The sequence below is a fragment of the Undibacterium sp. GW821-FHT07F11 genome, from assembly GCF_059418665.1.
Window position 1 is genome coordinate 874215 of record NZ_JBWKQH010000001.1, and the last position, 15138, is coordinate 889352.

A 15138-nucleotide genomic window follows, 5' to 3' on the forward strand; every position below is an offset into this window, starting at 1 on the left:
TCTTATTCTTTCTCAATAAAGCCCAGCAAGTGCAAGAGGCTGGTGAACAGGTTAAAGATGGTGACGTACAGGCTGACAGTCGCCATGATGTAATTGGTCTCGCCACCGTGAATGATGTTGCTGGTTTCGAACAGGATCATGCCCGACATCAACAAGACCATGACGGCAGAAATCGTCAACGACAGGGCAGGGATCTGGAAGAAAATCGCACCCAGACTGGCAACAAAAGCGACCAGCATACCCACCATCAAAAAGCCCGCCATGAAACTGAAATCACGTTTGCTGATCAGTACATAAGCAGACAAGCCCATGAAGATCAAACCTGTCATGGCCATGGCTGTCATCACGATGCCGGTACCGCCTGGCATACCCAGATAACGTGTCAGCATAGGGCCAAGGGTATAACCCATGAAGCCGGTCAGGGCGAACACAGATGCAATACCCCAACCACTGTTTTGCAATTTAGTGGTCGCAAATAGCAAGCCAAAGTACCCCACTAAAGTCAGCAAGATGCCGGGACCCGGAATATTGAAGGCAACAGTTGCTGCCGCGGTCACTGCTGAAAACAGCAATGTCATGGACAACAACATATAAGTATTGCGCAAGACTTTATGGCCGGCGCTGACATTACTGTCTCTATAGGCGACGGTTTGTGCATCACTGGCAGAACGACTCAAGATTTTCATGCTTTTCTCCTGAAATGTTGGAGCCACGCATATACGCAAAATGGCTTCACCTTCTCAACAGAAGGTAGAGCTAGTGTAGACCTGGTGGATAAACAAGAAAAGTCGAATATAATTGAATAAATAGTCGTATAAACCGATGTATTGCCAAATAGACCAAAATCATATGCCCAGCCTTAATTACAAGCATTTGCATTACTTCTGGATGGTGGCCAAGGCTGGAAGTATTGCCCGTGCCAGTGAGCAATTACATCTGACGCCGCAAACCATTAGCGGACAACTGAGCCTGTTTGAAGAAATCCAGGGTGAAGCCCTGTTTCGTAAAAATGGGCGTAACCTGGAATTGACTGAGGCAGGGCACCTGGTTTTAAGCTATGCCGATGATATTTTTGCTCTCGGACAAGAATTGGAAGAGGTCTTGCATCATAGACCCACGGCACGTACCGTACAGTTAAGAGTGGGTGTATCTGATGCCTTGCCCAAAACCCTGGCGTATCGTTTGCTGGAACCGGCCCTGAAGTTGCCGCAAACCTTGCGCATCAATTGCCGCGAAGGCAAGCTGGAAGTCTTGCTGGCTGACCTGGCGACCCATAAGCTCGACGTCGTCATGTCGGATAGCCCTATGCCAGTCAGTGCCAATGTCCGTGGATATAGTCATCAACTGGGAGAGTGTGGCATCAGTTTTTTTGCGACCAGGGGTTTGTTGGAACAATATCCACAAACATTTCCGCAAAACCTGGAAGCTGCACCTTTTTTATTGCCGGGAGAAGATGCGGCCTTGCGAGCCCGTTTATTGCAATGGTTTGATCATCAGGGTTTGCATCCACGTATTGCCGGTGAATTTGATGACAGTGCGCTCATGAGTGCCTTCGGCCAGGCCGGTGCTGGTTTTTTTGCAGCGCCGACGGTCGTTGCTGACCTGGTCATGCGCCAGTATGACGTGCAGTTACTCGGGCAGACCGATGAAATCAGGGAGCAGTTTTATGCCATTTCGGTACAGCGTAAATTGACCCATCCGGCAGTGCTTGCCATCAGCCGGGCTGCCCGTGATGATTTGTTTGCTATGGGTGATGAATGACACTGCCTTAAGAGTAATGCATAAAAAAAGCGACAGCATATGCTGTCGCTTTTTAGCTTTTAATGCTGAGGCTGGTTTCGGCCAGCAAATCCGGATTATCGGCGACCCAACAGAGTCTTGATATTTTTATCCATAGGGATAGCATAATCAACCGAGCTGATCACGGTATTGTCACTAGGTTTGACCAGTTTCAAATTCACAAAAACCAGTTTGTCGCCTTCGGCATAAGTGCCGACGATGACTGCCTGGGCACTATGATTTTGAGCCACATCCTTGATTTCACGGGTTAGCAGCAATTCGCCAACATTTTGCTTCATGAATACCTTGTCGCGGAATTTCATTTCCACCATTTTGTAGTCACGACGGGTGAACTGACCCGAAATCTGTTCAGCAATGATGCGGCCAAATGTAGAAGACTCTTCGAGGAAGTTGATATTGGCAAGAGTAGCGATAATCAATGGACGCGAAGGATCAAGCTTCAAACCAGCATTGTTGATCAGTGCATCTGCTGCACGCTGATTAGCCGGGATGAATTCATTGGATTCAGCATCTTTCCATGTCGGAACAGGGGATGCGGCAGCTGGTGGCGGAGTATTACCCAGACCCAGATTGGCACAAGCACTGAGTGCAATAGCTGAAGCGATGACGAGAGCTGCACTTTTCATCATTATTGGCCTCCAACGACACGGAAGTTGAAATCAGTGTCTCTATTGTAAAGTGTCCAATCCATATCAGCGACATAGTAAGCATCGGTACGGCGAGCGATATATTGCGAGTTTTTCACCAGTGATGTTGTCACGATCAGCTCATGCTTGGGTGTAGCGCCCCTGGCATATTCCTGATTGACCCAGTTGGTCCAGTCATAAGCGCCTGCCAGTGCCAGTCCGCCAAGGACTGCATCTGTTTTGACCGGTATACCCAGGCCATGCACGGCAGCAATACCTGCGCCAATCGCAGTCACGCTCACAAAACGTTTGTTTTGGTGGCGGTCAGGTGAAAAACGTACCAACTGAGTTTCGATATTGACAACTTGCGCAGTACCGTCATTGATTTTCCTGACAACTACACCCTGATTGACGAGGGAAGTAATGATCTGAGTGTAGAAAGCCTGAGTAAATTGGCTATCTTTCTCTGGCGGCATGACATAAACCGGTGCGCCTATCTTGTCGGTTCCGAGTTTGATTTGCTCTGCTACATCTTTCGCGATGACGAGCCAGTGCGACGCCGCTTGCAATTTATTTTGCGTCGTCGTCGGAAAATTGCCTGCTAAGGGCGTTTCACTGTATGGAGTTGCACAACCTGCCAACAGCGCGGCTGCCAGGGCAATGGGAAGAAATTTCTTCATGAGCTCACCTTTTTTTAGGTCTTAGTCAGAGTTTTTGTTATCGAAAACGAAAATGGCAATAATTCAGTGTAAGAGAATACAACAAGTAGCCGCAGGCAACAAAGATTTTGCTTGCAGCAAGGCATTAATTGAACTATTCCCGCAGATATCATGCACAGACCACTGTTTATTAAGGAAAGTTGTAGCTTTTTTGCTTCATTTTTTTCAGCTAACTGAAAAAATGTCCCTCAATTAAAGCAAATCCTTGTAGGAAATCTGTCACTGAAAGTCGTTTGCCACCGGGTTTTTGCAATTCAGTCAAGCCGAGCGAGCCTTGACCACAGGCAACGATAACACCTTGCTCTGCATTCGCCGATAGTATTTGCCCAGGTTTATGGTTACCAGTTGTTTCAAGCAGCTTTGCACCCCACACTTTGATGGTGGTTTCAGCATACTGAGCATGGGTACCGGGAAAGGGATTGAAGGCACGTATTTTTCTTGCAAGTACCTCTGCAGGCAAGTTGAAGTCCAGGCCAGCTTCTTCTTTACTGATCTTGGACGCATAGTTGACACCAGCCTCGGGCTGTATGGTTGCCGGGAGCGTGCCAGCTTGCAACTGTTGCAAAGCAGCAACAATCATTTCACCACCCATTGCCGCAAGTTTGTCATGCAGGATGCCGGTAGTATCTGTATCTGTAATGGCAATACTTTGCCTGAGCAACATGGGGCCGGTATCCAGACCTTCTTCCATTTGCATGATGGTGATGCCAGTCTCGGTGTCGCCTGCTTCTATCGCTCTGTGAATAGGGGCGGCACCACGCCAGCGAGGCAAGAGCGAACCATGGATATTCAGGCAACCCAGACGTGGGATGGTTAATACCGAGAGTGGCAGGATCAGGCCATAGGCAGCCACCACCATGACATCATGGGGCGTGCTATTGAGCAGATCATGCGCTTCTTTGGCAATGTCAGGATATTTGCCATCCAGTCGCAGAGACTGTGGCTGCGCCACAGCTATGCCATGCTGCAGGGCAAATTGCTTGACGGCAGAGGCATGCAATTGCATGCCACGCCCTGCCGGGCGGTCTGGCTGAGTCAGTACCAGAGGCACTTCAAAACCCGCCGCATGGATGGCCTGCAGGGCGGTAGCGGCGAATTCAGGGGTTCCGGCAAAAATAACACGCATTAACGTTCAGCCCGTCTGCGTTGCTCTTCGCGTTCTTCTTTCAGCATCTTGGTTTTGATACGGTTGCGTTTCATTGGCGACAGGTATTCGACAAATACCTTGCCTTTCAGATGATCCATTTCATGTTGTATGCAGACTGCCAGTAAGTCAGTTGCGTGGATTTCAAATGGCTTGCCATCAGCATCCAGGGCGCGTACCTTGACTTCGGCCGGGCGTTCCACACCATCATAAATGCCGGGTACAGACAGGCAGCCTTCGTCATAAACCTTGCGTTCTTCACTGGCCCAGAGTATCTCTGGATTAATGAATACCTGTAGCTGGTCATTGGTTTCTGAAACGTCAATGACCACCAGTTGCTCGTGCACATCGACCTGCGAAGCAGCCAGGCCAACGCCAGGAGCGTCGTACATGGTTGCGGCCATATCGGCGACCAGAGTTTTCAGGCGTTCATCAAATTGTGTTACCGGTTTTGCCACTTTATGGAGGCGCGCGTCGGGGTAGCGCAGTATATTTAGTATCGTCATAAGACTTTTCACAACAAGCTTTGATGCTTATTGCGCAGTTTTTCTTGCTAGTTCAAGGATTTATGGGCAGAATTTGATTCAATTTGGCAAGTTTTGCAAGATTGCGCCTGCCTGCGCGCCTTCACTTGCGGTATTGCAGTATTTTGCATCGGATATTATTCATGAAAAAGTTTAGCACAATCGCTTCCATCTTCGCTGTCAGTCTTCCCCTGATTTCTACCGGGGCGCTTGCGGCTGGTGGACAGGCAACCACGGCACAGGCGCAAGCCGTTGCCAGCAAAACCAAGTGCGAATTCTTGCCAGAGGCACCAGACAAGCATGTCGTCGTCAAAGGGGATACGCTGTGGGGCATATCCAGCATGTTCCTGAAAAACCCCTGGTGCTGGCCTGTGGTCTGGGGCATGAACCAGGAAGATATCAAGAACCCGCACTGGATATATCCTGGCCAGATCGTCTATTTTGACCGTGTCAATGGCCGCTTGCGTCTTGGTAATCCAGGCGGCGTGCCGACCGTTAAGTGGAATCCAAAATCGCGTGTTCAGGGCTTGGGTGAAAATGCCATCCCGGCTATCGCGGCGTCTGTGATAGAGCCGTTCCTGTCCCAGCCTTTGATATTGGAAGACGATGACCTGGCTGTCGCGCCGCGCATTATTGCCACCAAGGAAGGTCGTGTCAACCTGGGTCTGAATGAACAGGCTTATGTCCGGGGTGAACTGGATGGCAGCACCTCGTTCCAGGTTTTCCGTCCGGGCGTGCCTTTGCGCGACCCCGTCACCAAGGCCATCATCGCCTACGAGGCCGTGTACCTCGGTACGGTCAAGCTTGAACGCGAAGGCAATGACGAGAGTGACGTGCATACTTTCTCTGTCGTCAGGTCAAAACAAGAGATGGCAGTGGGTGATCGTCTGATGCCTATTCCTCCTTCCCCGATTTTGAATTATGTGCCGCATCCACCTAAAGAAGACGTTGATGCCCGTATCGTATCCGTCTATGGCGGTGTCGGTTCGGCAGGTCAGAACCAGATCGTTTCTATCAATCGCGGCAAGAATGATGGCTTGAATATAGGTACAGTCCTCACTTTGTATAACTATGGCAGAGTGATACAGGATAAAACCGATGCCAATAAATCAGTCAAACTGCCAGATGAACCTATTGGTGATTTGTTTATCTTCCGTGTATTCAATAATGTCTCCTACGGCCTTATCATGCAGGTGAAAGATATCGTCAAAGTGGGTGACGCAGCTAAATCGCCAAGATAATTCCGCTTGCTGATGGCGCTTGGTTTGGATGTACACCAGGATTTAAGTGCCTGGTTAAGGCTGGAACAAACGCCAGGAGTTGGCAATGAGTCCGCACGCCGTTTGCTCGCTGTATTTGGTCTGCCTGAGCAGATCTTTGCTGCGAGTCATGCCGCCCTCAGTGAAGTAGTCACACCAAGACTGGCCAAGGCCTTGCTGGCCAGTCCACCTGACTTTCAGCAGCAACTGGACAAGACCCTGATCTGGCAAGAACAGCCAGGTAATCTGATATTGACACTGGCGGACGCAGGGTATCCACGTGCCTTGCTGGAAATCCCCGATCCCCCACTGATGTTGTACGTCAAAGGCCGTGCTGCCTTGCTGGAGGCTGCCACGGTCGCCGTTGTTGGTAGCCGTAATGCCACCGTGCAAGGCATACGCAATGCTGAGCAATTTTCCGAATCTTTAAGTAATGCTGGCCTGTGTATCAGCTCCGGTCTGGCTGCTGGCATTGATGCCGCCGCTCATCAGGGGGCTTTGCGCGGCCCGGGCTCGACTATTGCCGTCATAGGTACAGGTGCCGATATTGTTTACCCTGCACGCAACCGTAATCTGGCACACCTGATTGCAGAAGGCGGCTGCATCGTCAGTGAATACTCACTTAGCACGCCGGCATTGGCGCCTAATTTTCCTCGTCGCAACCGTATCATCTCAGGCTTGGCCAAGGGGGTATTGGTGGTTGAGGCTGCTGCGCAATCCGGTTCACTGATCACTGCCCGTATGGCAGCGGAACAAGGGCGGGAAGTATTTGCCATCCCGGGGTCTATCCACTCACCTTTGTCCAGGGGTTGCCATCAGTTAATCCGTCAAGGTGCCAAGTTGGTGGAATCCGCGCAGGATATATTGGAAGAATTGCAATTGCAGTCGGTGCCATTACCTGCACCGCATACATTGGCAAAGCCCGGCGCTGTGCATATGGATACATCTGAGGCTGGCCTTTTAAAAGAAATCAGTTTTGATCCTGTCCATATGGATATGCTGGCCAGCCGCACAGGTATAGACATTTCCAGTCTGACGACAGAGTTGTTAACGCTGGAATTAAGCGGACAGTTGGAAGCTTTGCCGGGTGGTTATTACCGCCGACTTGCCTGATTGATATTTGATGACAAATTGGCAGGGGCTTGTTTGAAATCGCTGCAAAGGCTACAGTAGCAGCATGTTTGATATTCTTGTTTACCTCTACGAAACCTATTATCGTCCGGATGCGTGTCCTGACACGGCGGCTTTGACTAAAAAATTGTCGGCGGTTGGTTTCCCTGAGGATGAAATTTCCGAGGCGCTGGACTGGCTGACGGGTCTGGCTGTGAATACAGCTGAACCAGCTACGGCAGCACCTGTTTCCAAGGGTTTCAGGATTTATGCTGAGCAGGAAATTGTCGCTTTGGGCACGCCAGCCCTGGGTTTCATACAATTTCTTGAATCTGCCGGATTACTTAATGCCAATCAACGCGAAATCGTGATTGAGAGGGCATTAGTTGTCAATGAATCACCTCTGCCGCTGGATAAACTGCGCATTATTGTTTTAATGATGCTGTGGAGCCAGGGCGCCGAGCCTGACATGCTGATGTTCGATGAATTATTGTTGTCAGATGACGACAACACGGGCAGGCTTTTGCATTAATCATTTCCTAAATGGAATTTTTATGACAAAAATCGCGCATAGATTGCGGTTTTTCGTCTATCACGTTTATCATTCCCCGCAAATTTAGGTTAGTCTTACGCTTATTTTGCGAAATGTTGCCTATTAGACATTGGCAACCACGCTTTACCCTATTCGAGAATCCCGAAATGACAAAAACGCTCATCATTGCCGAAAAACCCTCAGTCGCTAATGACATAGCGAAAGCGCTGGGTGGCTTCACCAAGCATGATGATTATTTTGAATCAGACAACTATGTACTTTCTTCCGCAGTAGGCCATTTGCTGGAAATTACGGTTCCGGAAGAATACGACGTCAAACGTGGTAAATGGAGTTTCACCCATTTGCCAATGATACCGCCGCATTTTGCCCTGAACCCGATTGCCAAGACTGAATCGCGTCTGAAGGTATTGAATAAGCTGATCAAGCGCAAGGATGTCACCGGCCTCATCAACGCATGTGACGCGGGCCGCGAAGGTGAGTTGATTTTTCGTCTGATTGCCCAGCATGCCAAGGCTAAGCAGCCAGTCAGCCGTCTGTGGCTGCAATCCATGACGACAGGTGCGATACGCGATGGCTTCCAGAAATTGCGCAGCGATGCAGAAATGATGCCTCTGGCTGATGCAGCCCGTTGCCGCTCCGAGGCAGACTGGCTGATCGGTATCAATGGCACCCGTGCGATGACTGCCTTCAATTCCAAGGAAGGTGGTTTTTACCTGACTACTGTGGGCCGCGTGCAGACGCCAACCTTGTCCATCGTGGTTGAACGTGAAGAAAAGATCAAAAAATTCGTCTCCCGCGATTATTGGGAAGTGAAGGCAGAGTTTGTTTGCGCCGCCGGTATTTATGAAGGCCGCTGGCAAGACCACCAGTTCAAGAAAGACGAACACGATCCTGAGAAAAAGGCTGAGCGCCTGTGGAGCAAGGCAGCTGCCGAATCCATCGTGGCCGCCTGCCGTAACCGCCAGGGCAGCGTCACTGAAGAATCCAAACCGGCGACGCAAATAGCGCCTGCCTTGTTTGACCTGACCAGTTTGCAACGCGAGGCCAATGCCCGTTTCGGTTTTTCAGCCAAGAATACCCTGGGTCTGGCTCAGGCCTTGTATGAAAAACACAAGGTATTGACTTACCCACGTACCGATTCCCGTCATTTGCCGGAAGATTACCTGCCTACGGTGAAAGACACTCTGGGCACGATCTCTGATACGAATAATTACCATCAGTTCGCTTCACAAATCCTGAAAAACAACTGGGTCAAGCCGAACAAGCGTATTTTCGACAACACCAAGATCAGTGATCACTTTGCGATCATTCCTACTGGTCTGGCACCAAAGAATTTGTCTGAACCTGAACAAAAACTGTATGACCTGGTGACGCGCCGTTTCCTGGCCGTGTTTTTCCCGGCGGCTGAGTTTCAGGTGACAACTCGCATTACCGAAGTATCCGGCCATCAGTTCAAGACTGAAGGCAAGGTCATGACCAGCGCTGGCTGGCTGGCGATATACGGCAAAGATGGTCTGGAAGAAAAAGATGGCGAGAGCAAAGGCACCCTGGTGCCAGTTGCCAAAGGTGAGAAGGTCCAGACCGAGCAGATTACTGCGAATGCACTGGTCACCAAACCACCTGCCCGTTACAGCGAGGCAACCTTGTTGTCCGCCATGGAAGGCGCCGGCAAACTGGTCGATGACGGTGACCTGCGTGAAGCCATGGCAGGCAAAGGGCTGGGTACACCAGCTACCCGTGCTGCTATCATCGAGGGTTTGCTGAACGAGAAATACCTGTTGCGCGAAGGCCGTGAAATGATGCCTACCGCCAAAGCCTTCCAGTTGATGACCCTGTTGCGCGGTTTGGGCGTAGATGAACTGACCTCACCAGAACTGACCGGTGAGTGGGAGTACAAGCTTTCGCAAATGGAAAAAGGCAAGATCAGCCGTGAAGAATTCATGCGCGAGATTGCCCAGATGACCCAGATCATCGTCAAGCGCGCCAAGGAATACGATAACGACACTATCCCGGGTGACTATGCAACCTTGCATACCCCCTGCCCGCATTGCGGTGGTGTGGTCAAAGAGAATTATCGTCGCTTTGCCTGTACCAAGTGTGAATTCTCCATGAGCAAGACACCTGGTAGCCGTCAGTTTGAAGTTGCTGAAGTGGAAGAGTTACTGGCCAAACGTGAAATCGGCCCGCTGCAAGGCTTCCGTTCCAAAATGGGACGCCCATTTGCAGCCATTTTGAAGATCGTGCCGGACACTGAGCACAATAACCTGAAGCTGGAATTTGATTTTGGCCAGAACCAGGACGAAGGTGAAGATGGGGAACCTGTCGATTTTTCCGAACAAACTTCGCTCGGACCTTGTCCAAAATGCGGTAATGGCGTGTATGAAATGGGTCTGGCCTATGTCTGTGAAAAATTCATGGCAAAACCCAAGACTTGCGATTTCCGCAGTGGCCGCATCATCCTGCAGCAAGAAATTCTGCCTGAGCAGATGGGCAAATTGTTGAATGACGGCAAGACAGACTTGTTGCCTGGCTTTATCTCGCAACGTACCCGCCGCCCATTCAAGGCTTTTCTGGTGCGCGGCAAGGATGGCAAGGTCAGTTTTGAATTTGAAGAGCGCAAGGCCAAAGCCCCTGCTGCTGGCAAATCCAAGGCCAAGGCAGAGCCTGATGCGGAAGGTTCGGTTGCAGTTGCGGCCACCAAAGTGACCAGGGCCAAGGCCACAACTGCAGCTAAAGCAGCACCCGCAAAAAAAACCGTAGTCAGGAAAAAGAAGGCGGCCTGATCATTTATCCTGTGTGAATCGGGATAAACTCTAGGTGGAAAGTGTCAAATCTGGCACTTTCCTGGCAGAGTCAGTCATTTTCGCGTATTGTTAAAAGGTGATTTTCTAGATATAGGGTGCACATGGTCGCAAACGAGTCTTTATCCAGTGCTCGCGCTGAATTTACTCATGCATTTAATCATGCAGTACCCGGCATTCTGCCCGAAGCTTTGGAAGCATTGCTGACCAAGGCGAATTACAACGGCACTTCCTCGGCTGATAAAAGCCGCATTGTCAGTGCGCGCGCCATCCTGCCAGAAAAATGGGATGCCATTTCCCGCGCCATGCCTGTCCACCTTGAGCAATTACTGGACCGCAGTATTACCACCGCCTACAGCACCTTCAGGCCAGCCTCTGCTTTAGGCCAGGTAACTGAACTGGCTCTGCTGGACTCTTCTACCTTTGAGACTACACTGCGTTTTAATGAAATGACGCAGAATTTCCGCGATAAAGCCGGGCAAGCCTTGCTGGATTTGAATATCCGTATCGCGGTCTTATTTGGGCAAGATGATATACGCGAAAGGGAAAATCCCTTCCGGCCTTATTTGCTGGCGCGTTGTGTTTTTCTTGCGGTGGAAGAGCAGAAATTGCTGCCAGATACAGAAGCCATACTGATAGAACAACTGGGTGAAACCATGGCTGGCACCATGTCTGCCATCTATGAAGCGGCCAATGCAGCTCTGGAACGACAGGGCATCAGTGCGAATCTGGCACTCAAGATCAGCAAGGCGCCAGAATCACAACAGACCCGCAACCCAGCTGCTGGACAACAGGGCGGATTCGGTGGGGCAGGTGGCTCCGGTGGCACTGGTGGCGCAAGTGGAGGTGCTTATTCCACCATGCAGGCAGGTGTTTTTCCGGGCGCACAAGGTCCAGGCCAGGGCCAAGTCCAGGTACAAAACCAGGGCGCTTTCCCGGCGGCACAACAGACTGCCATGGCCAGTCCTGGTGTGCGCCTCGAACAATTATTTCAAACGGTACGTGGCAAGCCCTTGTCTCTGCCTGCGGCCACTCCGGTACTTGCACAAAATGCCAGCAGCATGCTGGCAGCAGCATCCAATCCCTATGCCGGAATGCCGTCTCCAGGCACTTCACCTGCCAATGCGGGTCCTGCCTGGCTGAGTGGTAACAGTGCTTTGGGTGGTGTCTTGCGCCAGGCTTTTGGTGAGGCTGCACCTGCCAGTCTCCGCAGGGATAAGCATGCAGGCGACAGTATTCCTTTCACGGTCAGGGATAACTCTCAGGCTGGATCTAATACATCAACTAATACACCTGGTCAGGCGCGCTCCGGTCAATTCGCCCACTCTGGTTTGCCAGCGTCCGTAGGTGCGGGTAGTTCTGATCAGATACAGGTACCTGCCGCCCTGATTGCCTCGCATTTACAAAATATAGAAGCCCAGCTCAAACAAAGGGCAGACGTGCAATCGCTGCCGCCAGAAATGAGCATGGGTTTGTCCAAGGTGCTGGGACAAATGCACAAGGTCATGGTGCCTGACAGTGCATCCATGAAGGACGGGCAGGGTGAAATCCGTAACCTGATACGCGAGCAAAAAGACGCCTTATATAGCCTGGCCAAGGATACCGAAGAACAGATGAGCATAGACCTGGTTTCTATGCTGTTTGAAGTCATGCTGTGTGATGAACTGGTGCCGTTTAATATACGCATCAGTCTGGGGCGCTTGCAATTCCTCATCTTGCAACTGGCACTGAAAGAAAAAAATCTGCTCAGCGATAGCAAACACCCGGCCCGCCTTTTGTTGAACCGGATTTGCTCGATTGCCTATAGTGCCCAGCAAATCGGTGATGTTGATAACCATGTGACTGAAGAAATCGCCCGCATCATCAAGACCCTGATGCGGCACGATAGTGAAGTGCCAGAACTGTTTTCACGCATACAAAACAGGTTTGAAACCTTCATTGCCCGTGAATTGCGTACCAATAATCAGCATATACACCGCACCGTAAAAGCCTTGGGTGAAGCAGAAATTCGCTTCATGCGCTTTGCCTGTATTGCTGTGGCGATCAGCAAAGCCATGCCAAAAGTGAATGTGGAGATGTCCTTCCGCAGCTTCCTGAGGACAGAATGGGTCAGGGCAATAGAAGTGGCTGAAAGGACAGATGCCTTGTTGGCCAGACGTTATCGCCTGCTGGTCCCCGACTTGTTATGGAGTGTCTTTCCCAAGCTGGATAATGACGACAGGAACTTGCTGTCATCCATGCTGCCAAATATGGTGGGAACCTTGCGGCATGGCATGGACTTGATGGACCTGGAAAAACCCAGGCAACAGAAATTGTTGAACTGGCTGGCAGATGCCCATTCCAAAGCATTGCGCCCGCCAGCCGACAGCAAAAAGCCGCAGGGCCTGAGCCTGCCGGCCATGCATGAGCGTTTTGAACAATTCACTAATCAGCCGGATACGATAGAACATTCCGAGGTTCATCATTATGAATTTGCCCGGGAACTGTATCAACTAGGCGTGTTTGGTGAACTGGGTTTGCGTATCAGGATGCTGGATAAGGAAGTTCAGAAGCAAGTCCCACCTGCAGAAGGTGTCATCACTGTTAATACCCCCGCTGAACCTGAGCTCAATCCAGCCTACCTTGAACGCATAGTCTGCGGTGCGCTGATTGATTTAAAAACCGAGAAGCTCAATGCCAAGGCTTGCCTGCGCTGGGTAGATCCGAATCTGATCTATGTCGTGCTGAGCATGAAAGGGGATGAATTTCCTTCCGTACTCAGCATACGTGTGCTTTGTGAATTGCTGGACTCAGGCAAATTGCGTTTTGTGGAAGATGAACCTCTGTTTGAGCGTGCCATCCACACCCTGCTCAAGTCTGCTGATGAAGTCGATAATGTGCGGGTTTAAAAAAACCGGCCATACCAGATTCATCAGCTCAGATTTTCTAGTCGTCAGTACTATCCAGGTCCGGCTCAAAGAAACACCACTTCGCCTGTGGCCAATTGCTTTGTATGCCGTCTTCCACTTCATTGATGGCAGCAATCAGCGCCTGGTCAGAACCTTGTGGACGCATTTTTGCCTGTACCGCGATCATTAACTGCTCACCCCATTGCAGGGTAATCAGGTTGATGACGTGATCGACTTGCGGGTGGCTGGCTATATGCGCGCGTATAGCTTCATTCACTTCCGGCGCAGCAGACTCGCCAGTAATCATGGCCTTGACTTCCCTGATGACAAAAAATGCAACAGCCATCAATAGTATGCCCACGACGATGGAACCAATCGCATCCCAGATCGGGTTACCAGTCACCACCGACAGCACCACTGCAACAAAAGCCACAGCCAGGCCAGCCAGGGCAGCGATATCTTCACCTGCCACCACCATCAATTCAGATTGACGGGTTTCTCTGAACCAGTGAAAGAAAGATTTGCCGCCAGAAATCTTGCGTATCTCCAGCATCGCCCCGTAGAGTGAAAATGCTTCCAGGGCGACAGAAATACCCAGCACTACCAGCGCCACCATAGGATTCTTCAGAGGTTCAGGATGCTTCAGGCGTTCTACACCCTCCATGACAGAAAACGCACCGCCCAAAAAGAACAACAGCAAAGCCACCATCATGGCCCAGAAGTAAACCACGCGCCCATACCCCATAGGGTGGGACGCGTCTGGTGCACGCTTTGCTTCCTTGATACCTACCAGCAAAAAAATCTGATTAATACAATCCGCCGTGGAATGAATAGCTTCCGCCAGCATGGCCCCCGACGCCGTAAAGATGGCCGCGCCAAATTTAGCCAAGGCAATACCGCCATTGGCACCCAGCGCATAAAAAATCGCCTTGGTAGAACCTTCTGAATTCGCAGACATGAGAATAATTAAAAGTGAGAAAAACCTAACCTTACTTGATTTCTCTGCAAATAATCAATTAGGCATTCGGAATGTTTGCTTTTGCAGAATTTGTGTTTGGTTGATACACAGAGAGCTGTTTAGCTTGATAAAGTCCCTCTCACTTCGCGAAGCAATGCCAGCATTTCTCAAAACCGTGCAAACTCCTTCCCCTTCAAGGAGAAGGCCGGGATATGGCTGGGTTTCGGTCGATGAGCGAAATGCCCATCAATATAGAAGCCCATCGGACGACGTTGATTCGTAAAGCCCATTACGAAGCAAGAAGCCAAACACCGGAGCAGCAGGAAGTGACAAGGGTGCGCGTAGCGCACCCCTGATTCTGCTTTTCCACAAACGGCTAAATAATTTACGCCGGGGTCTTGCAAAGGGGTGAGGAAGTTTGCTATAGTTCGCCTCCCGCTGAAGAGCGGGCGAAGAAAGTGAAGCAAGACTGGAAATTGAGCGGAGAAGTAAAAGCTGCGGAAAGATCTGGTGCTGTGAATAGATTGCAACGGTTTAGTGAGTTCGCAAGAACGAAACAAAACGAAATGAGTTGCAGGTGTTGACAGTAGCGAATAAGTGCTTCATAATCTCGTTTCTCTGCTGCTGACGCACACAACGCTGCGACGCAAGACTGGATGAATAAGTAGTCCGGTGAGGCAGAAAAGATTTCAGTTCTTTAACAATTAACAGTCAATAAATGTGGGCACTTGGTGAAGCGCACCAACTAACTTAGGT

The 15138-nt window shown here is 50.5% G+C and carries 12 protein-coding genes; 6 read left to right on the plus strand and 6 right to left on the minus strand.

Translation table 11 applies throughout. The features are described from left to right. Nucleotides 1-2: 2 nt before the first annotated feature. The gene (locus tag AC07OI_RS03750; protein ID WP_492707384.1) at nucleotides 3-686 is read right to left on the minus strand and encodes a Bax inhibitor-1/YccA family protein; all 684 of its coding nucleotides are present in this window, start codon (nucleotides 684-686) and stop codon (nucleotides 3-5) included. Between the two features lie 163 nt (nucleotides 687-849). On the opposite strand from AC07OI_RS03750, the gene nhaR reads away from it, so the two are divergent. Next, nucleotides 850-1761 (plus strand): transcriptional activator NhaR, encoded by a 912-nt coding sequence (gene nhaR, locus AC07OI_RS03755; protein WP_492707382.1) that lies wholly within the window; start codon nucleotides 850-852, stop codon nucleotides 1759-1761. A gap of 95 nt (nucleotides 1762-1856) precedes the next feature. On the opposite strand, the gene AC07OI_RS03760 is transcribed toward nhaR, so the two are convergent. The 4 genes from AC07OI_RS03760 to def all read right to left on the minus strand — a co-directional run bounded on the left by AC07OI_RS03760 (nucleotide 1857) and on the right by def (nucleotide 4795). Next, a complete protein-coding gene (locus AC07OI_RS03760; protein ID WP_492707380.1) occupies nucleotides 1857-2429 on the minus strand; it encodes a FlgO family outer membrane protein in 573 nt (190 codons plus the stop codon). Then, nucleotides 2429-3106 carry a hypothetical protein gene (locus tag AC07OI_RS03765; protein WP_492707378.1) on the minus strand — a complete coding sequence of 226 codons (678 nt, stop codon included), beginning with the start codon at nucleotides 3104-3106 and terminating at the stop codon, nucleotides 2429-2431. The genes AC07OI_RS03760 and AC07OI_RS03765 overlap by 1 nt, the downstream gene beginning before the upstream one ends. A 208-nt stretch (nucleotides 3107-3314) precedes the next feature. Further along, on the minus strand, nucleotides 3315-4271 hold the full coding sequence (fmt, locus tag AC07OI_RS03770) for a methionyl-tRNA formyltransferase (RefSeq protein ID WP_492707376.1): 957 nt from the start codon (nucleotides 4269-4271) through the stop codon (nucleotides 3315-3317). Then, nucleotides 4271-4795: a peptide deformylase gene (gene def / locus AC07OI_RS03775; RefSeq protein ID WP_495256336.1), complete on the minus strand. Its 525-nt coding sequence runs from the start codon at nucleotides 4793-4795 to the stop codon at nucleotides 4271-4273. The genes fmt and def overlap by 1 nt, the downstream gene beginning before the upstream one ends. Nucleotides 4796-4956: 161 nt before the next feature. Here def and AC07OI_RS03780 point away from each other — a divergent pair, with 161 nt between their 5' ends. The 5 genes from AC07OI_RS03780 to AC07OI_RS03800 all read left to right on the plus strand — a co-directional run bounded on the left by AC07OI_RS03780 (nucleotide 4957) and on the right by AC07OI_RS03800 (nucleotide 13424). Next, the gene (locus AC07OI_RS03780; protein WP_492707372.1) at nucleotides 4957-6054 is read left to right on the plus strand and encodes a LysM peptidoglycan-binding domain-containing protein; all 1098 of its coding nucleotides are present in this window, start codon (nucleotides 4957-4959) and stop codon (nucleotides 6052-6054) included. Nucleotides 6055-6066: 12 nt separating this feature from the next. Beyond that, nucleotides 6067-7185: a DNA-processing protein DprA gene (gene dprA, locus AC07OI_RS03785; protein ID WP_495256337.1), complete on the plus strand. Its 1119-nt coding sequence runs from the start codon at nucleotides 6067-6069 to the stop codon at nucleotides 7183-7185. A gap of 64 nt (nucleotides 7186-7249) precedes the next feature. Continuing rightward, nucleotides 7250-7714 carry a Smg family protein gene (locus AC07OI_RS03790; RefSeq protein ID WP_423006979.1) on the plus strand — a complete coding sequence of 155 codons (465 nt, stop codon included), beginning with the start codon at nucleotides 7250-7252 and terminating at the stop codon, nucleotides 7712-7714. A gap of 167 nt (nucleotides 7715-7881) precedes the next feature. Further along, nucleotides 7882-10518, plus strand: a complete 2637-nt coding sequence (locus tag AC07OI_RS03795) for a DNA topoisomerase III (protein WP_492707368.1) — start codon at nucleotides 7882-7884, stop codon at nucleotides 10516-10518. A 122-nt stretch (nucleotides 10519-10640) separates the two neighbouring features. Next, on the plus strand, nucleotides 10641-13424 hold the full coding sequence (locus AC07OI_RS03800) for a DUF1631 family protein (protein WP_495256338.1): 2784 nt from the start codon (nucleotides 10641-10643) through the stop codon (nucleotides 13422-13424). A 37-nt stretch (nucleotides 13425-13461) separates the two neighbouring features. Here AC07OI_RS03800 and AC07OI_RS03805 read toward each other — a convergent pair whose 3' ends face one another. Beyond that, nucleotides 13462-14382, minus strand: a complete 921-nt coding sequence (locus AC07OI_RS03805; protein ID WP_492707364.1) for a cation diffusion facilitator family transporter — start codon at nucleotides 14380-14382, stop codon at nucleotides 13462-13464. Nucleotides 14383-15138 lie beyond the last annotated feature (756 nt).